12 protein-coding genes are annotated in these 18,292 nt (G+C 71.3%); 6 read left to right on the forward strand and 6 right to left on the reverse strand.

What is annotated here, in order from left to right; all coding sequences use genetic code 11:
• Positions 1-41: 41 nt before the first annotated feature.
• The gene (locus WME85_RS44070; RefSeq protein WP_437842536.1) at positions 42-800 is read right to left on the reverse strand and encodes a DNA methyltransferase; all 759 of its coding nucleotides are present in this window, start codon (positions 798-800) and stop codon (positions 42-44) included.
• Between the two features lie 385 nt (positions 801-1,185).
• Positions 1,186-1,599: a hypothetical protein gene (locus WME85_RS44075; protein WP_437830222.1), complete on the reverse strand. Its 414-nt coding sequence runs from the start codon at positions 1,597-1,599 to the stop codon at positions 1,186-1,188.
• Positions 1,600-2,025: 426 nt separating this feature from the next.
• On the opposite strand from WME85_RS44075, the gene WME85_RS44080 reads away from it, so the two are divergent.
• The gene (locus WME85_RS44080) at positions 2,026-2,790 is read left to right on the forward strand and encodes a hypothetical protein (protein WP_437830223.1); all 765 of its coding nucleotides are present in this window, start codon (positions 2,026-2,028) and stop codon (positions 2,788-2,790) included.
• A gap of 31 nt (positions 2,791-2,821) precedes the next feature.
• Here WME85_RS44080 and WME85_RS44085 read toward each other — a convergent pair whose 3' ends face one another.
• Complete coding sequence (locus WME85_RS44085) at positions 2,822-4,315, reverse strand: serine/threonine-protein kinase (protein WP_437830225.1); 1,494 nt, start codon at positions 4,313-4,315, stop codon at positions 2,822-2,824.
• 161 nt (positions 4,316-4,476) lie between these two features.
• Between WME85_RS44085 and WME85_RS44090 the strand changes: the two genes are divergently transcribed.
• The 3 genes from WME85_RS44090 to WME85_RS44100 all read left to right on the forward strand — a co-directional run bounded on the left by WME85_RS44090 (position 4,477) and on the right by WME85_RS44100 (position 11,259).
• Positions 4,477-8,487, forward strand: a complete 4,011-nt coding sequence (locus tag WME85_RS44090) for a protein kinase domain-containing protein (RefSeq protein ID WP_437830226.1) — start codon at positions 4,477-4,479, stop codon at positions 8,485-8,487.
• Positions 8,488-9,114: 627 nt separating this feature from the next.
• Positions 9,115-9,867: a hypothetical protein gene (locus WME85_RS44095; protein ID WP_437830228.1), complete on the forward strand. Its 753-nt coding sequence runs from the start codon at positions 9,115-9,117 to the stop codon at positions 9,865-9,867.
• A gap of 234 nt (positions 9,868-10,101) precedes the next feature.
• Positions 10,102-11,259 carry a zinc-dependent alcohol dehydrogenase gene (locus WME85_RS44100; RefSeq protein WP_437830229.1) on the forward strand — a complete coding sequence of 386 codons (1,158 nt, stop codon included), beginning with the start codon at positions 10,102-10,104 and terminating at the stop codon, positions 11,257-11,259.
• Between the two features lie 127 nt (positions 11,260-11,386).
• On the opposite strand, the gene WME85_RS44105 is transcribed toward WME85_RS44100, so the two are convergent.
• Positions 11,387-12,307: a transposase gene (locus tag WME85_RS44105; RefSeq protein WP_437830230.1), complete on the reverse strand. Its 921-nt coding sequence runs from the start codon at positions 12,305-12,307 to the stop codon at positions 11,387-11,389.
• 429 nt (positions 12,308-12,736) lie between these two features.
• On the opposite strand from WME85_RS44105, the gene WME85_RS44110 reads away from it, so the two are divergent.
• On the forward strand, positions 12,737-13,249 hold the full coding sequence (locus tag WME85_RS44110; protein ID WP_437830231.1) for a hypothetical protein: 513 nt from the start codon (positions 12,737-12,739) through the stop codon (positions 13,247-13,249).
• Between the two features lie 91 nt (positions 13,250-13,340).
• Entirely contained in the window at positions 13,341-15,311 is a 1,971-nt protein-coding gene (locus WME85_RS44115; RefSeq protein ID WP_437830232.1) for a hypothetical protein, read from the forward strand.
• A gap of 194 nt (positions 15,312-15,505) precedes the next feature.
• Here the strand turns inward: WME85_RS44115 and WME85_RS44120 are convergent, their stop codons facing one another.
• Together WME85_RS44120 and WME85_RS44125 are read right to left on the reverse strand one after the other, a co-directional pair.
• Positions 15,506-16,366 carry a hypothetical protein gene (locus WME85_RS44120; protein WP_437830233.1) on the reverse strand — a complete coding sequence of 287 codons (861 nt, stop codon included), beginning with the start codon at positions 16,364-16,366 and terminating at the stop codon, positions 15,506-15,508.
• A 140-nt stretch (positions 16,367-16,506) separates the two neighbouring features.
• Positions 16,507-17,733 carry a hypothetical protein gene (locus tag WME85_RS44125; protein ID WP_437830234.1) on the reverse strand — a complete coding sequence of 409 codons (1,227 nt, stop codon included), beginning with the start codon at positions 17,731-17,733 and terminating at the stop codon, positions 16,507-16,509.
• Positions 17,734-18,292 lie beyond the last annotated feature (559 nt).

Below are 18,292 nucleotides of genomic sequence, written 5' to 3' on the forward strand. Positions count from 1 at the left end.
GTGGAGCAGGGTACCATGACGAGCGCGGCCGACGCCGGCCGTCACGCCGCCGAGATCTCGACGCGCGGGCGCGGCACGCACTTCGCGAGGCGGCTCGAGGCGACCGCGTGGTAGGCCGGCGCGATCTCGGCGCTGTAGCAGCGCCTGCCCGCGGCGAAGGCCGCCACCGCCACCGAGCAGAGCCCGCCGAACGGCTCCCAGACGACGTCGCCCGGATCGGACGACGCACGGATGATGCGATCGAGCAGCTTGAGCGGCTTCTGGTTGCCGTGGACCGCGCGGGTCGCGTCCTTGAAGCGCTCGGGGCCGCGCACCGCGGGCTCGTGCCACACGTTGGTCACCCCGATCTCGCAATGGAACTTCGCCCGCAGGCTGGACCATTCATGGCCGGTCAGCGACCGCTTGCCGTCGATCGAGAAGTAGGGTCGCCCCTCGGGACGCCCGTGCGTGTTCGCGAACGCCACGATCTGCTCGAACGCCGAGGCTGGCGGGTAATACCAGAGGTGGCAGCGCGTGAAATACTTCCGCGTGGCGGCGTTCTTCACGCCGCACGCATCGTTCGTGTGGCGCAGCGGCAGCCCGGAGCGCTCCCACTCGTGCCGCAGCCACTCCTTGAGGGGCAGCCGCGCGCCGCCGGTCTCCAGCAGGACCTTGCGCACGTACTGCACGCACACCTCGCTCACCACCGGGAACTTGCGCAGCGTCCGGGTGTTCGCGTTTCCCGCGACGTGGGCGATCCCCTTGTCCCAGACATGGCAGCTCCGGTAGTCCCAGCCGTGCTGCACGAGGAGCGGGTGCACGGTCGCCCAGCCGATCTCCGTCCCCCAGAACCAGAGGGTCGCCGACGGCAAGGCGCGCTCCGACCAGGCGGCGACGTGGGGCGCATACCACGCGTCGAGCCCCTCGTGTGTCGGCGGATCGCCGGGAAACCCGGCGACTCCATAGGCGCCGTCGGAGACAATCACCGTGGGCCTCGGCCAGGAGGCATAGTGTTCCATCGCGTCGCCGAGCGTCAGGACGGGGCGGAGGTCGGTCGGTACGCACTTCGCGGGGGGCACGCGGCCATCCAATCGAATTGTGCGGATCTGTCAACAAAACGGCGGAGATCGGCGCCCGTGCGGCGGCGCACCGCGAGGCGCCGCGGCGGCGCGCCGGCGAGGCGCCGCAGCGGCGCGGGCGCTCGCCCTACCCCCTGCCCTCGGGGTAGAGGTACTCGACGAGGGCCTCGGCGAGGTCCTCATAGAGCTCGCCCTCTCCTTCCATCCTCCGGAAGTGGTCCTCTGCCGGGTCGTACACGTAGCGCACGGTCGTGGGGGGCTCGCCGTGCTTCTGCGCGGTCCTCACCATCGCGCCGATGTCGCGCTGCCACTCGACCGCGATCTCGGCGTTGCGCGGCGGGCGCTGCAGGCGGAATTTCCCGGCGCTGTCGCGCCACACCCGGAGGCCGGGCATCGCGTTCTCGCCGGTGAGATCGCGCGCCAGCCGCTCGATCATCTTCAAGCCCTGGCGGTTCAGGAGCGCCTCTCCCGAGGGGGTGATTTTCTCCTGAAGTGTCTTCGCGAGCGCCTGGAGCTTTTGCCGACCGCGTTCTTCCGACATTGCAAGAACGTACCACATCGACTCACCCCCCGTCGACGCCAGGGCATGACGTCACTCTGGACAGCTGCTCCGCGCCCTCGCGTGCCGCGATCGCCGCGCCTCCGGTGGGCGGCGGCGCGCGGCTCTACGAAGACGTGAGTCGGAGGTCGCCCGGCGGAGACAGGCTGTGGAAATGCAGGGAATGATGTTCGCGGCAAATCGAGTGGAGCTGAACGAACCGCGCGGAGCCGCATAGAGACCGTGCGCCGCTCTCGCGTCGGTCGTTGTAGAGGCCGGGCGACCGGCGTATGTTCGGTAGCTTGGTGCGCGACTTCGCTTCACCGGAGCTCCGCCGAGACGCCCGCGGAGCCGCCGGCATTGGATGTGACCAGCCCACGCGGAACCATCGACCCCATACGGGAGGAAACCATGAATGCAATGAAGCGCATGAGCCCACGATCCGTTGTTCACGCGCTCCCGGCCATCGTCCTGGCGGGAATAGGCCTGCTCGCGCCGCGCTCGGCAGAGGCTCAGTCATCAGGGGAGCCCAACCATCTCTACTGGGCCGACACCCTCGTGAGCCACATCGCGCCGGAGGACAACGAATACGGCAGCGGCACGAGCTATGTTTACTGGGCCGGCATCGGAGGGGCGACGGCCTACCGTAGCCGCAGCTTCTGTACGTCGTTCGTCACGTACGTCCTCCGGCAGGCGTATCAGCTCTCCGCGTACGACATCAACACGTGGTTCGGCAGCATGAGCCCCAACGCCATCCTGTACCATGACAGGATCATCGAGGAGGTCGGCTTCGAGCAGATCCTCGAGGTGACCCAGATCGAGGCAGGCGATATCGTCGCGATCGAATACCCGGCGGGGAGCACGGCCACCGGGCACGTCGCCATCGCGGCGGGCGCCGCGGTGCCGCACGCGGCGACCTACCCGCTCATCGCGGGGACGATCCAGTACGATCTCCCCGTCCTCGACTCGAGCACCACGGGACACGGGGTGTTCGACACCCGGCGCAAAGCGGACGGCACCTGGCACCCGGGCGTCGGGCGGGGCGTCATGCGCCTCTATGCGAACATCAACGGCTCGCTCGTGGGATACACCTGGAGCGCTCAATCGGGATCGACCTATTACGCCAAGCAGGTGCGCGATATCGTCGTCGGCAGGATCACCGAGCCATATATCGCGCTCCCTCTGCCGGAATAGCGGCGCGGCCTGCCCTTCGGGCCCGCTCTGACTAACACGAGCCCGCCCCCTCCGCGACGCGCGCCACGCGCCGGAGCGCCGGCGTGCACTCCAGCAGATCCGCCTCGACATCGAGGCCGTCGAGCATCGCCTCCGTCGCGGTGACCCCGGGCAGCTTGACGTCCGGCACCCACGCCTCGACATCCATGAGCTCTCCGCCGACGACCTCCGCCGAGCGCGTCAGCACCCCGCCCGCGTGCAGGCAGAGGTTCACGTGCACCCGCGCGTCGCGCCCCTCGCGCTCGCAGAGCTCGCGCTCGAGCAGCAGGGCGACCTCCACGATCTCCTGCCGCGCCGCCCGCTCCGAGGCCGCCGCGGCGGTGAGCTCCCGGAAGAAGAGCAGGGTATTGCCCGTCTCCATCGCCGCGCCGAAGCCCCTCGCCGACAGGAAGCGCGACGCGAGCGGCAGGACTTCGTCCATGTCGGCGAGCAGCGCGTCGTCGGGGTCCTCCATCGCGCCGCGGTCCGCGTACACCTCGACGTGGATCGCGCCGACCCGGCGCTCCTCCGAGCTCTCGGGCGGCGGCACGGCGCTCCTCCGCGCCGCGGCCACGGCGGCGCGGAGCCCCTCGATGAACTCCCCCGCGGTCTGGTACCGCGCGGCGGGATCTTTCGCCATCGCGCGGAGCACCACGCCGTCGAGCTCGGGGCTGACGGGCGCCTCGCGGCTCGGGCTCGGCGGGTGCACCCAGAGGTGCATGTGCAGGAGCGTCGCGAGCGTCGAGTCGAGGAACGGGAGCTTGCCTGTCAGCATGTAATAGGCGAGCGCGCCAAGGGCATACACGTCCGTCCTCGCGTCCGCCTGCTGCCCCCGGATCTGCTCGGGCGCCATGCACGCCGGCGTGCCGAGCAGGTGGGTGGGCGTCGTGATGCCCGGCCCCGCGTCGTCGAGGACCTTGGCCACGCCGAAATCGAGGAGGACCACCCGCGGACGACAGCCCTCGTCGGCGATGAACACGTTGGACGCCTTGAGATCGCGGTGCACGATCGAGCTCTTGTGGACCGCCGACAGCGCCTCGCAGACGGGCTCCAGGATGTCGAGCGTTTCCTCGGGGGAGAGCCGTCCGTGAGAGATGATGTACGACTGGAGATCTACCCCGCCGAGGAGCTCCATCGCGAAGAACGGCCGGCCCCCGTCGCTCTCGCCGAAATCGAGGATGCGGATGACGTTGGGGTGGTCGATCCGGCGGATCGCCTGGATCTCGCGCTCGAAGCGCACGACCGCCTCGCGCGTGAACACGAGCTCCGGGTGGAGCACCTTGACCGCCGCGCGCTCGCCGCTCTCGGCGTGCACGGCGCGGTAGACGACGCCGAAGCTCCCGTGAGCGATGCTCTGCTCGACGACGTAGTCGCCCACCCGGCTGCCCGTGGGGAGCGTCTGCGGGCGTCCCGAAGAGGCGGGCGCTCCGCACGTCTCCACGTAGAGCAGCGCCCCAGCGGCGGTGTCGTCGCACGCGGTGCCGAGCGCGGCGCCCCTGTCCGACAAGGCTCGCTGCGGCGCATCGCCTTGCGTCAGAACCACCGAGCGAACCGTCTCTTGCCACACGCTCGAGGAAGAAGCACACCCTGTTCCATCGAGGTCGACCGGGTGGATGAGGTCCTCGTCCGGGGCGTCGAACGGGCTAAGCTCTGACCCAAGGAGGCAGCTTGCCCCGCTGTCCGGTCTGCCATCGCCGCGTCGCCGGCGCGAAGCCCTGCCCTCGCGACGCCTGGCTCCCGCCGAACCGTCCCCCTGACGCGACGCCGGATCCCGCCCCATCGCTGCCCGGGTTGACGCCCTTGCGGCGGGTCGGCGCGGGCGGCTTCGCGACGGTGTGGGCCGCGGAGCGCGCGGGCGGCGGCGAGCCCGTCGCGCTCAAGGTCGGGCGATGGGCGAGCCCGCCCATGGTGGAGCGGTTCCGGCGCGACGCGGAGGCGCTCGAGCAGGTGGGGCCGCCGCACGTGCCCCGGCTGCTCGAGAGCGGGACGCTCGGCGACGGGCGGCCCTTCATCACCATGGAGCTCATCCGCGGCAGGACGCTCGCCGACGTGCTCGCGGAGCTCGAGGCTCCGCCGGCCCCCGCCGACGCCGTGGCGACGGGCGCGGCCATCCTCGACGCGCTCGCGGCGGCGCACGCGAAGAGCGTGATCCACCGCGATCTGAAGCCCGAGAACCTCCTCGTGGCGGAAGGGGGCCAGCGGCTCGCGCTCCTCGACTTCGGCCTGACGAAGCACGCGCGCGCGCAGGAGGACGAGGGCATCACGCCCCGCGGGACGGTCGTCGGCACCCCGGAGTACATGGCCCCGGAGCAGATCCGCGGCGATCCGATCCAGGACGAACGCACGGACATCTACGCGTTCGGCGTGCTCCTCTACGAGCTCCTGACGCTGCGGCTCCCGTTCGTCGGCGACCGAGGCGAGATCGAGCACGGGCACCTGGCGCTCCGCCCGCCTCGCCCCCGCGAGTTCGCCGCCGTTCCCGAGGAGCTGGAGAAGCTCGTCCTCGCCTGCCTCGCCAAGGAGCCCGAGCGCCGCCCGCCCGACGTCGCCGCGGTGAGGGGCGCGCTCGTCCGGGCTTGCCCGATCGACGCGCAGCGCGCGCCGGACGCGCAGCCCGCGCGCGGCGCGCTGCTCGCCGAGGGCCGGCAGCCCGCGGTCGTGCTCGTCGCGGAGGCGAGGAGCGCGTCCGCGGTCGTGATGAGCGCCGTGGCCGCGCGCAAGGGCTTCGTGGCGAGGCAGCGCGGGGGCCGGCTCGTGTGCGTGTTCTCGGGCGTCGACGCGGACGACCCGGTGAGCGCCGCGATCGCGGTCGCCCGCGAGATCGAGGAGCGGTACGCCGGGCGCGCGGCCGTGCACATCGCCGGGCTGATCGTGCGCCGCAAGGAGCAGGGGCCGCCCGCGGTCTACGGCGCGCCGGTGGAGCAGCCGGACGCCTGGATGCCCCCCGGGGACTGGGGCGGCGTCGCGCTCACCGCGGACCTCGTGCGCGCCCTGCCGGAGAGCGAGCTCCGCGGCGTCTCGCGCGATCCCGCGCTCTCGCACGCGCCCGGCGCGGCGTTTTACCGGCTCCCGCCGCGCTCGCATCACCCCCCGACCCCGGTGAGCGCCGTGCCGCTCGTCGGGCGCGGCGAGATCCTCGGCGCGCTCGCGGTGAGCATGGAGGCGAGCCTGTCGAGCGCGAGCCCCGGCCTGTTCACGCTGATCGGCGAGGAGGGCCTCGGCAAGTCGCGCCTCGCGGACGAGGCGGCCCTGCTCGTGCTGCGCATGCAGGAGCGGGCGCAGGTCATCGCGCTGCGCGCGGCGCAGCCGCTCGCGGGCGCGCGCGCGTCGAGCGAGCTCCTCGCGCGCGCGCTCGAGGTGGCGGGCGGCGCTCCGCCCGAGGATCCGCGGGCGTTCTGCGCGGCGCGGCTCGGCGAGGAGCTCGCCGAGGAGGTGTGGAGGGCGGTGGCCGCGGCGCTCGGGTGGATGCCGCCGGAGCAGGCCGGCGCGTCGCCCTTGTCGCTGCGGCAGAGCACGATGCGCGCGATCGCCGAGGCGCTCCGGCGCCGCGCGCGCGAGGCGCCGGTCGCGGTCCTCCTCGACGACGCGCACTGGGCCGACGACGCGGCGCTCGACGCGCTCGAGTTCGCGACGCTCGACGCGCCGGGCTGCCCGCTCTGGGTGCTCGTGGCGGCGCACCCGAGGTTCGAGGACATGCGCCGGAGCTGGGGCGCGCGCGCCGAGCGGCACGATCGCGCGGCGCTCGGGCGGCTCTCGGAGCAGGACGCGATGCGGCTCGCCGCCGAGCTCCTCCTGCCCGCGGAGTACCCGCCGGAGGCCGCGCTCCGGCAGCTCGCGGGCTGGTCCGGGTACAACCCCTCCTGTCTTACCGAGATCGTCCGTGCGCTGAAGCGCGCGGGCGCGGTCCAGAAGCGCCCGACCGGGACCTTCTACGTGGCGACCGCCGCGCTCGACCAGCTCCCGCCGCTGCCGGTATGGCAGTGGCTGGCCGCGCGCCGGCTCGACACGCTCTCGCCCGAGCTCTCGGCCTGCGTGAGGCTCTGCGCCGTGCTCGGGCCCGACGTCACGCGCGAGGAGGTGGAGGAGATCCAGGACGTGATCGAGCGGGCAGGCGGCGCGAGCACGCCGATGGACGCTGGGGTCGGCCTGGGCGCGCTGTGCGGGCTGGGCCTGCTCGTGCGCGGCGAGCGCGGGATCTACGCGTTCGAGAGCGCGACGTTCCGGGATGCGGTCTACGACGCGCTCGCGCCCGCGCAGCGCCAGAAGATCCACGCGCACGCGTTCGCGTGGTGGCGAGCGCGCCTGGATCCTCGCGCCCCGGACCGGCGGGGGCTCGAGCACCTGGCGCGGCACGCGGCCGCTTGCGGCGAGCGCGCGGAGGCGGCCGCGGCCCACCTCGCGCTGGGCGACCGGGCGGCGGCGCGCCATGACAACGTCGAGGCGGATCAGCGGTACACGGCCGCGCTCGCGCTGCTCGAGGAGGGCGACGCGCGCCGGCGCGCCCACGCGCTCGCCGGCCGCGGCAAGGCGCGCTACTGCCTGCACCGGATCCCCGAGGCGCTCGCGGATCTCGAGCTCGCGCGGGGGCTCGCGCGCGAGCTCGGCGACGGCCGGCTCACCGCCGAGCTCCTGTTCGAGGAGGCGACGGCGCTCGATCACGCGACCGACTACGCGGAGTCGGCGAGGCGCGCGCTAGAGGCCCGGGCGATCGTCGAGCGCCTCGGGGACCGGACGCTGGACAACCGCCTGCTCATGGCGCTCGGCCGCTCGTGCTGGCGGCAGCAGCGGGTGGCGGAGGCGATCGAGCTGCTGGACCGCGCCTCGGCCGGGGCGGCGGCGGAGGGCGACCAGGAGACGCGGGTCATCGCGCTGCTGCTCCTGGCGATGGCGCTGGTGATCGCGGGCCGGCTCGACGAGGCGGAGGCGCGCTTCTGCGAGGTGATCGCGCTCTCCAAGGAGATGAAGGACCGGCTGCACCTCTGCTCGGCGTACGCGAACCGCGCCTACCTGTGGGCTGCCCTGAGCGCGCCCGAGCGTGGGCTCCAGGACCTGAGCCGCGCGGTGGAGCTCGCGCGCGAGATCGGCAACCCTGGGCCCGAGCATGTGGCGACGCACAACCTGGCCGAGCTGCTGCACTGGTGCGGTCGGGAGGACGAGGCGCTCGCGCTCGCGCGCCGCTCGCGCGTGCTCGACGAGCGCTTCGGCGAGCGCGCGGCGCCTGACGACGCGCTCCTCATCGCGCGCATCCAGGCGGCGCGCGGGGAGCTCCGGGAGGCGGCGCGGCTCGTCGCCTGGGTCACCGACGAGTGCAGCCCCGACGCCTCCGCGCCGGCGCTGTACGCGCTGTTCCGCATGCTGAAGCTGGTGCTCGCGGCGGAGGGCCTCGGGCCCCCCCTGGGCGGGGGCGACCAGGAGGACAGCTGGGAAGCGCTCACGGACTTCGCGGAGCGCAGCCTGCCGGTGGAGGAGCTGCTCGAGGTGCTCTACTTCCGCGCGCGCCTGGCCGCCTCCGCCGGGCGGCACAAGGACGCGCTGGCGGTGCTCGACAAGGCGAGGCCCGTGCTGGCTGCCTGCCGCATGTGGCAGCCTCGCTTCGAGGCGCTCGCGGCGTTCCTGCCCCTGCCGCCCGAGCCACCGGACGACGGTGCGCAGGGTGGCGCTCAGATGCCGCGAGAGTAGCGAAAGCTGCGCCCGGGTGAGCACCTGGGAGCCGGTGCAAATCGCCTCAGCGTGGCGAGAGCGTGTCGCGGTGCCTGCGCCTCGACGGGACGCTCGCAAATGAGAATTTTCGAGAGAAATGCGCAATGCGCTGGGGGTTGGATCGGGGGTCTATTGGACTGAGGCATTTTGCCTCAGCGGTGCCGAGCTCAGCCTGGGGACGGCCGAGCTCGAGTTCAACCTCGGTGTGGATCGAGCGCAACCCGGTACCGGGTCGAGCGGTACCGGGTCGAGCTCAACTTCGGTGCGGCGCGCCGCGCAGCGGCGCCTGGTCGGGCAGCTTTGGGCAAAGCTCGGCCGAGCTCAACCTCGGTGCCGGATTGAGTTCAACCTCGGTGCGGTTGGGCCTGAGCGGAGGCGGGCGTAGTCAGGCGTGGCCCGACGATTGCAAGAATCATGGGAAACCCCGCGGCACTCGAAAAGAGAGGCGACCCCATGACATCCAACGCGCTCCGGACCGTCCTTGCGATTCCCTGCCTTGCATTGTTCGGCTGTGCTTCCAGCGCGGATCCGAGCTCCGAGGAGCCCGTGGGCACCTCGGAGGAGGCGGTTGTCTCGTCGAACCGCCTCTCGATGAACCGTCTCTCCATGAACCGTCTCTCCATGAACGGCCTCTCGATGAACCGCCTGTCGGTGGACGGACGCAAGCTGGCCACGACAGACCTGCTGCTGGACGCGGACGGCCGCGAGCTCCTTCGCTATACCGTCGGCTGCGCGCTTCCCGAGGGGCAGTCCCTCGTCGCCACGCTGGACTCGACGACGTACCGGTTCGATGGCCGGATCGGCCTCGCGCCCGAGTGGCTTCACGGCCCGCTCACCGAGAGATCCCAGCGCTGGGTGACGGCGTGCCTGCTCGCGCACGTGAACGGGTACGGCGTCGAGGTGGCCATCTCGCTGCGCGGCCGTAATCCAGCGCTGGCTGCGGACAGCGCGGAGCTCCGCTCCTACCAGCAGGAGGAGATCTCCTTCTTCGGCAATGTGTTCCAGCCGCTCGAAAAGCGTGACGAGCTCGGCGACGTCGGCTCGCGAATGTACTCGTGCGGCGGCGCCTTGCTTCAGATGTCGTGTGCTGACAACGAGAGCGCCTTCGTGCCGCAGCGCACGTGCGCCTCGCGCGCCGACTGCAGCCTCAGGTTCCTCGGCGCGTGTCGCGACCTTTCGGGCTCAACGACCAGCGTCTGCAAGAACGTCTCGCTCGAGGGTTATGCGGGCTGCGATGCCCCCTCGAGCACCACCTTGGGCAAGCCCAAGGCGACCCGCTACGACGAGGTTGTCACGGTGTTTCTGCAGCGGCCTGACTTCTCCGCGTTCTATCCGCTCTGCACGCCATTGTTCCCCTGAGCGCGCCCGCCTGCACCAGGCGAGCAGCCGCCGAGCCACCGGGTTGGCCCGTCCCGCGCTCTCTCCGCAACCATGGCGAGCTCCTGTAAGCCGGCGAGCGTTCGTCCTGGCTGTGCGCTCCAGGCACCTGCGACCGGGCACACCGCCAGCCACTGCGTCGGCTGACGCCGCATAGGGGCATACAGGTTGCAGACATCTCGCCCCGGTCCCACGGCGCGTAGACCAGGAGGGCGAATGAAGGCTCTGGTATTTCACAGCCCGAAGCATGTCAGCGTGGACACTGTCGACAGCCCGACCCTGGTTCGGGCGACCGATGCGATCGTGCGGGTGACGAGCACGGCGATCTGCGGTTCGGATCTGCATATCTACAACGGGCTTGTTCCGCAGGGAAAGCCGCTGGTCCTCGGGCACGAGTTCATGGGCATCGTCGAGGAGGTGGGGAGCGACGTGAGGAAGCTCCGCCCGGGGGATCGCGTCATCGTGCCCTTCGCCATCGCGTGCGGGAGCTGCTTTTTCTGCGAGCGGGACCTGCCTGGACACTGCGAGCGCTCCAACCCGGGACACTACGGCCCGGAAGGGAACGTCATCAGCTCGAAGGGGGGTGGGCTCTTCGGGTATACCGACCTTTACGGCGGATACGCTGGCGGACAGGCGGAGTTTGTTCGCGTACCGTTCGCGGACGTGGGGCCGCGCAAGGTCGACGCCGACGTGACCGACGAGCAGGTCCTGTTCTTGACGGATATCCTTCCTACCGGCTACACCGCGATTGACTGGGCTGGCATGCAGGGCGGGGAGACGGTGGCCGTCATCGGCTGCGGTCCGGTGGGGATCATGGCCATGAAGTGCGCCTGGCTCCGCGGCGCGGCGCGCGTGATCGGCGTCGACCGTGAGGAGTACAGGCTGGAAAAAGCGCGTGAGGTCGCCTCGGCCGAGACCGTCAACGTGGAATCAGGCGTCGCGCTCGAGTTCATCCGGTCGGCGACGAACGGCCGAGGCGCCGACATCTGCATCGATGCAGTCGGGATGGAGGCGCACCGGACGCCGCTCGAGAAGATCTCCAACATGGTTCATGGTCAGATCGGCTCTTTCGTCGCGTTCAAGCTGGCGGTGAGCGCAGTCCGCCGCGGCGGGGTCGTCAGCGTCGTCGGCGTGTACGGCATGCCGTACGATAACTTTCCGCTCGGGCAGCTCTTCGACAAGGGCGTGACCGTGCGCTTCGGCCAGGCTCCGGTCCACAAGCACGTGGACAAGCTCCTCGGGTGGATCAAGGAAGGTAAGCTCCGCGCTGACGACATCATCACGCATCGGCTGCCGCTCGCCGAGGCAGCTCGGGGGTACGACATCTTCAACGCGAAGAAAGAAGGTTGCGTGAAGGTCGTGCTCAAGCCGTGAATGCTCGGCGGGAGCTCAGACGCGCGAGCGGCGTGAGCGACGCCGCGAACCGCCGCCTGATTATCGAGGCGTCGCTGTCCGGCCGCGGTGGTCTTCGCTCGGCTCTCCGCGCGCCAGGTGGACCGCTTTATAGCACGCGCGCCGCGTCGTTGACGTCCACGTGATGGAACACGCGCATCCACCACGTTTCCGCCGGAAACAAGACGCCACGCAGCCCCACGCGCCATCGCTCGAGCGCGTCGCGGTACGCCGTGCGAAACGCACGCACAGCCGCAGCCGCGACTTTCCGCGCATCTGCGTGCCCTCTACCCACCGCGAAGGTTGGGTTGATGCGACGTGACGGCTCGAAGCTGGTTGCTCGCTCGCCAGGTGAGACCATGCACACTCGCCCGGGACCAAGGAAGCGGAAGCCTTTCCGATGAATCGTGGAGAGGGCCTCCGCTTCCTGTCGTCGTAGCTCCGCAGCCACCTCGCGTCGGAAGTCGTCCGCGCCGTGCTCCGCGACGGTGGGCGGGAGCGTGAGCGCAATGGCGGCGTCCTCGGGCCACGCTGGGTTGCTCGGGTCGAAGTAGACGTCGGGACGCCTCGCCCGCAGCACGCCGCGACCGAGATCGCCGACGAGGACCTTCGCTCCTGGCCACTGCCACGCACGCTTCACGAGCCCCGCCCCCACCGGATTCGCGAGCGTATAGGAGATCTTCTCCACGACCGCGGCTCGCGTCACAAGCCGCACCACGCTCGTTGCTTCGTGACCCCATACCGGGCCGTCCCATGCCCGGATGGCCTTGGTGCCCAGCGCGACGAGGCGGTGGAAGTACTGCAGAAATCGCGGAAGCACGCCGTCGACATCCGTGACGACGATGTGCAGGTGCGTGGACATGGCGCACAACGCGTGCACACGAATTCCATAACGATTCGCCGAGACCGCCAGCACGTAGACAATCAATTGTGTAATGGCCGCGTCCGGGCGAAAGAGGAGATGCCGACGGAGCGCGCGTCGCGTGAGGAGATACGTGGCACCGGCGACGATCGCGCGAGGCTGGCTCATAACCGCCGGCTATGCCAGGCGTGTGCCGCGGATGGCGGTGAACGATTTCGCTGAGTTAGCTTCCTCGTGGAGCTGGCGGACGCCATTTTCCGCTGGCGGCCGCCACCGCCAGGCGAGTCCCCTCTGCAGCGCGGGCACCGCACGAGCAATACCTCCACGGTACGCTCGAGCCCCCGCTCGTCGAATAGGCGTTTTCAGGTAAGGCAGGCCGCGGCGGCAGGCATCCGTCGAGTCACACCGCGATTTGATTTGTACCCAACGTCGGTCGGATCTTCAGGCAACCTGGGTCGGGCTCCAACAAGGTCCTCACGTGGGATCCTCCGTTTCCGGTTGACATCTGGCACGGCACATGGATCAACCAAATTACGCGCGTTCATGGTTGTCGCCCTCGTGCGATGCTCTCGCCCGCCATGCTGCTGGAGAACCTCCATGCACCGAACCCTCCTCGCCCAAGGCCTCGTGCTGTCGCTCTCGCCGTTCGGGTGCTCTACCAGCCCGGACACCCCTGAGGCCTACGGCAAGGCGGTCGTCACCGTGAACGGGGAGGAGATGGTCCTTGACACGGGTGATGACGGCAAGCGGCCTGTCCCAAGATTGGACGACAGCTGGGACGTTGACTGCTCTCTCCTCAATGGAGAAACCAATCTGGAGTTGGTCGACCGATCGAAGGGCAGGATGGGCTTCTACTACCTCGATCTCCATCTGCTCAGCAGCAAGCGCAAAGCCGGCGACGCTGCTGTCGTGAACATGCGAATGTACGTCGACGATGATCTTTTCTCTGGCTCTTGTCCGGCCACGCTCCGGACGTCGCGGCAGGCGCCGCACGAATGCGATTTCTCCTTCTCCGACTGCGACTTGAATCTGATCGAAAGTGCCCAGGACGTTATCCCAGCGCGCCTCGAGCTCGCTGCATTTCACTTGAAGTGGTGCTTCGTCCAGTGAAAGGGCGGACGGCTGTATGCGCGGCGAGAGGTCCCTCCCGGCACGCCGTCGCTCGGGGGCAAAGCAGCGCCGCCCCCCAGGTCCCCCCGCAATGCACGAGGCGATCGCGCCGCGGGCCGGGCCCTACCTGGTTGCCGCGCCGACGCTGGAGACCTCCTCCAAGGCAACGCTGGCCGGCGCGTCTGCCCACGGGTACAAAAGCATGGTGGATGCGTCTCCCCGGCGAAGGTTCAGCGCCGCGTTCGCTCGCTGGTCCCGTCGCGTCCGGCGGCGGCTGGCGCTGGAGCTGATCCTCACCGGCGCCGCCGCGGGGATGGCGCTCGGGGCGGCAGGAGCCGCTGCGGCGTGGCAGACGCGGCACGGCGCGCTGCGCCCCTGGATGGCGGCCGGCGGGCTGCTCGGCGCGGCAGTCGGCGCAGCGGCAGCGCAGCGACGGCGGTGGTCTGACCCGAACGTAGCCCTGTTCCTCGACGGCAAGCTCGGCTCCTCCGAGTCCATCTCGACGGCCGTGGAGCTCACAGCATCCGAGCACGCCGACGAAGACGCGCCCCGGGACACCGCCTCGGCAGCGCACGACGTGGTGCTCGCGCACGCCACGGCGGCCCTCGACCGAGCGACCGCGCAGCAGGTCCGCGCGCCGCTCTGGCGGCCCTGGCACGCCGGGGCGCCGCTTGCAGCGGCCGCCATCGGCTACCTCAGCTGGCTCCCGCTGCCCCCCGCCCCCGCGACAGCGGCGCCCCCGCCAGGGGCCGAGCAGGTCCGCCTCGCCGAGATCGCCGGGCTGGAGCGGGTGATCCAGCTCGCCGAGGTCGACGCTCGGGACGCAGAGCAGCGCGAGCGGCTCAAGAAGCTCGCCGAGGACGCCAGGGACCTCCGGCAAAAGCTCAGGAGCGGCGTCGAGCGCCGCGAGGCACAGGCAGATCTCGGCCGGCTACGCGACGCGCTCACGGCCGAGCGGCTGTCGCTCGGCGAGGGCGAGCAGCGTCAGGGAATGGAGTCGGCGCTCGGCAAGCTCGGAGAGGACCCCCGGCTGAAGCGGGCGGCGAAGGCACTCGGCGATCGCGACCTCGTGACGTTCGACGAGGAGATGGAGCGGCTCGCGAACAGGCTCGAGAAGGACGATCGAGAACGAGCCAGAAAGACGCTCGAGGAGGCCGCCGAGGCCGCGAAGAGGGCCGGCGCCCCCGGCGTGGCAAAGGCGCTCGAGGAGCAGCGCAAGCTGCTGGAGCAGCGCGGCGAGCAGGCCGACAGGCTGAGGGAGCTGGCGGAGGCGCTCGGCGAGTCGCTCGGCGAGGAGGGGCGCGACGCGCTCGAGAGCCTTGGACGGACCGGGAGCGACAGCGACGCGCGGCGGCTCGCCGGCAGCCTCGAAAGGGCGCTGGAGAAGCTGAGCCCCGACGAGCGCAGGCAGCTCGCCGACCGATTGAAGCAGCGGATGGCGCCGCCCCCCGGAGGCGCAGGCGGGGAGACCGCCTCGGAAGAGCAGCTGCGCGAGCTCGCGCGGCAGCTCGCGACGCCCGAGGGCCAGCAGCAGCTAGAAGAGCAGCTGCGCCGGCTGGCCCAGGATGGAGGCCCGAGCAGCGAAGAAGCGGAGCGCCAGCGAGCGCTCGACGACGCGCAGCGCGGGGCGGGCGAGGCCGAGGGACAGCTCGGGGGGACGCCTCTCCCGGCACCGGTCGCCGGAGGGTCGAGCCGCTCGGGGCCGAACGGCGGCGAGCCCGGCCAGAGCGGACAGCAGGGCTCGTCGGCGGGCGGGTCAGGCAGCCAGGGGCCCGCGCAGCCAGGCCACTCGGAGGGAAGCGGCCCGGGCAGCCACGAAGGGCAGACCAGCGCGATCGCCGGCGGTGAGCTGCGCTCGCGCGCCAGCGCGAGGCTCAACCCGGGCAGGCCGATGCCGGGGCTCGTGATGGGCCGGAGCGCGGGGCGCGCCGGAGAGACCGCGAACGTACAAGGAGAGGGCGCGCTCGGCGTCGTGGGTCCCCAGGAGGTCGGCGGCGTCGAGCACAGCGACGTCCCCGAAGAGTACCGCGAGCAGGTAGGGCGTTACTTTCACCCACGTTGAGCCGGGCTTTGAGCCGGGCTCGGTCGGGCTCCCACGTTGAGCCGGGCTCGGTCGGGCTCGGTAGCGCGAGGTCGAGCGCGCAATGCACGCCGAGGAACGGCGCGCTCGCAACGGCGAGCAGGAGCTCGTCCTCCTCTGCCACAGGAGGCGAACGCGCTGGTGGACCTCGCAAGATCTCTGGCGCGAGGCGCCAGCTAGAAGCTCGCGCCGAGCAGGAAGCCCTTCGCATCGGAGGTCACGAGGGGCGCGGCGTGAAAGCGATTGAGCGCGGCGTTCGGGGCTGGCGTGCGGCTCGAGGTGGTGAGCGCGTACACGGCGGTCCCGGCGAGCACCACGCCGCCGCCGATGAAGCTCCAGAACGAGACGTTGGCGAGCGTGGTCTGCGAGTCACGCAGGTCGAGGCGCCTCGCGCTGCCGGACGGCTCCACCGCCGCAGACCGCCCCTTCGCCGTGGAGAGGATCGCGAAGGTCACGCCCGACGCGACCCCGAGCAGCCCGACCGCTCCCCCCGCCACCACCAGCGGGATGTTCTGGCCCGTGTCCAGGCTGAGCGCGATGCGCTGGTCCGAACCCCTGGCGACGAGCAGCGACGTCGACGTCCTCGCGCCGGCGCGGCGTGCCTCGATGGTGCGCTTGCCAGGGTCGACGAACACTTGAGCATCAAGGGGCGACCGCCCGATGAGCTTGCCGTCAATGAGCACCTCGGCATCATCGACGTTCACGCTGATCCGGAGCGTACCGACCTGCGACTTGGCCTCGGCAAGCCGCTTCTCCAGGAAGCTCTTCTTCTCGGCCCTCTCGCCGAGCGGGAAGATATCGAGCGCGTACTGGAGGTGCTCGGCCGCGTCGCGAGGCTGACCCACCTCGAGCTCGACGTTCCCGAGATTGCCCGCAACGTCAAAGCTCTGCTGCAGATCCCACGCCGCCTGATAACGCGCCTCGGCCTCGACGAACCTCGCCTCGTCGTAGAACTGGTTCCCCTCCCGGTAGAGCTGCGCGGCGCGCTCGCCAGCGATCGAGGTCGCAGGAGGGCCATCGGTCGGAGAGGTGGGCATCAGCCGAGCCTTGCCGGCCGCGCCCGCAATGCTGGGCGCCAAGAGGACCGCCGCACAAAGGAGGAACGGAGGGGAGAACTTGGAGAATGGCTTTCGCATGATGGCTGCCGGGACGATTGCAATCCGGAGAGAGGCAACTCTCAGGGGAATGGACGCGGGGGTGCGGTCGTCCCGGGAGGCGCAGACGGCGACGCGGCGGGCGCAGACGGCAGGGGCTGGGGCGGGATCGGATTGCTCGCGGTCGATTCGTAGGGGTCTTCCGGCGTGGCGGGAGGCTTGGACGGGCGCTTCACCTGCGGCGCAGGGCGCGCTGCGGGCGGACGGGCAACGGCCACCGGTCCGGCGTGCGCGGACGAAGGGCTCGGCTCCACTGCAGCGGACGCAGACGGGGCTCCCGTCGCGGCAGGCGCCGACGGCTCCGCGACGGGAGGTGGCTGCTCGGTCGCGACCGGAGGCGACGCCGCTGGAGGCGGCTGCTCGGGCAGCGCGCTCGGCGCGGGCGTCACGACGCCGGGCTCGGGCGCTGGCCCGCGGGCGTCCTCGGCCAGCGTCGCGTCTTGACGGCTCGTCGGATTGGCGGCGCGCCAGAGCACCCAGAAGCCCGCGACGGTCGCGCTCCCCAGAAAAACGAGCAGCGCGAACAGCCCGAGCGGAGCCCCGCGGCGACGCGCTGCGAGCGCGGCGGCGGCGGCGGCGGCGGCGGCAGCGGGATCGGGCTGCGCTGCCTGCGGCGGCACACCCGCCCGCGGAGCGGCCGCGACGGGCTGGGGAACGGGCGCCGCAAGCGGCCGCTGTTTCCGGGCCGTCTCTTCCGGCGGAGGCCAGACGCCGCTGCCCACGCCGACGCGGGCCGTGCGCACGCCGCCGGGGCGCGCGCCGCCCTGCCCCTCGGGAGCCCCCGGCATGCCGTGCACAGGGATCCTGCGCATCGTCGGCCGGTTCCGTTCGTCAACGCCCTTCAAGAGCGACGGCGCCACCTGGATCTTTTGCAAATCCATGGCCTGGTGCTCTCGGTTTGGGGGCAGGGTGACCGGAGGAACGTACACCTGCTTGTCGCTCGGCCCCGCCTCGCGATCCTGCCGGCGACGCGGCCTGGGCTCGCCCCAGGGCATGGCCCGCTCCGCGGGGGGCGCCGCAGGGCCCAGCGCCCCTTCGTCAGGCCTGCGGCGCGGGTCCTGCGAGAGGGCCCGCTGCTGCGCCAGCGACGGGTGCTCCTGCGGCAGGAAGTTCGGCGCGTCGTACCCGCGCGGCGGCTGCTGCGGCAGCATCGGCGGCTGTTGCGGCTGCGGCTGCGGCGCGGGGTCGCCCGCAGAGCCCTGACCCGCCGGCTGCCCTGGCGAGCTCTTGTTCGCGTTCCTGTTGGTCATGCCTGCCCCTCTCGCCACGCGCAAAAGCCGCGCTGCTGCCCCGCGTGGGCAGCAGCGCATCGAGCCCCCGGTCCAAGGCTCCGCCTTGTCATGGGCGCGCTCCCGAGGCGATCTGCCTCGACCGCTGCCCTACATACGGCGCGGCGGGTGCCGCGGCAGCGCTCCGGCGAGCGCGGGGGCGCCGCGGGCCAGCGTGGAACGCGCGCTGGCCGGAGCGCGACACCTTGGAGCTCGCTCGGGGGCAGGGCCTCGGCATAGCCCCGAAGATACCCCACCCGGCCGTCGCCACCATGCACCCAAGCATCACGACCTCTCCGCACCGATACACCGGCGGGGCCCAGGGAGGCACCGGCATCGGGTGCCTTTGCCGTCGGGGGCGTGAAGGAGCCGCCCGAGGCCCGCAACCACGGTCGAGACCCGCAACCACGGTCGAGGCGTACGGTCGAGGCGTAGGTCCAGGGGCCGGTCGGGCGCGAAGTTGACCGTGACCACCATCCTGCCGCTTCCCTGGAATCATGGGATGCTGCCCGTGACCATGCCGTCGTGCGTTCGCTGATGC

Source organism: Sorangium sp. So ce1153, assembly GCF_051521595.1.
GTDB lineage: Bacteria > Myxococcota_A > Polyangia > Polyangiales > Polyangiaceae > Sorangium.

What these genes read in the sequence shown, in the direction of transcription:
- WME85_RS44120 (WP_437830233.1), bottom strand. Translation starts at nt 16,366, where the DNA reads ATGCCCACCTCTCCGACCGATGGCCCTCCTGCGACCTCGATCGCTGGC.
- WME85_RS44115 (WP_437830232.1), top strand. Translation starts at nt 13,341, where the DNA reads ATGCACGAGGCGATCGCGCCGCGGGCCGGGCCCTACCTGGTTGCCGCG.
- WME85_RS44095 (WP_437830228.1), top strand. Translation starts at nt 9,115, where the DNA reads ATGAACCGTCTCTCCATGAACGGCCTCTCGATGAACCGCCTGTCGGTG.
- WME85_RS44075 (WP_437830222.1), bottom strand. Translation starts at nt 1,599, where the DNA reads ATGTCGGAAGAACGCGGTCGGCAAAAGCTCCAGGCGCTCGCGAAGACA.
- WME85_RS44105 (WP_437830230.1), bottom strand. Translation starts at nt 12,307, where the DNA reads ATGAGCCAGCCTCGCGCGATCGTCGCCGGTGCCACGTATCTCCTCACG.
- WME85_RS44125 (WP_437830234.1), bottom strand. Translation starts at nt 17,733, where the DNA reads ATGACCAACAGGAACGCGAACAAGAGCTCGCCAGGGCAGCCGGCGGGT.
- WME85_RS44100 (WP_437830229.1), top strand. Translation starts at nt 10,102, where the DNA reads ATGAAGGCTCTGGTATTTCACAGCCCGAAGCATGTCAGCGTGGACACT.
- WME85_RS44110 (WP_437830231.1), top strand. Translation starts at nt 12,737, where the DNA reads ATGCACCGAACCCTCCTCGCCCAAGGCCTCGTGCTGTCGCTCTCGCCG.
- WME85_RS44080 (WP_437830223.1), top strand. Translation starts at nt 2,026, where the DNA reads ATGAGCCCACGATCCGTTGTTCACGCGCTCCCGGCCATCGTCCTGGCG.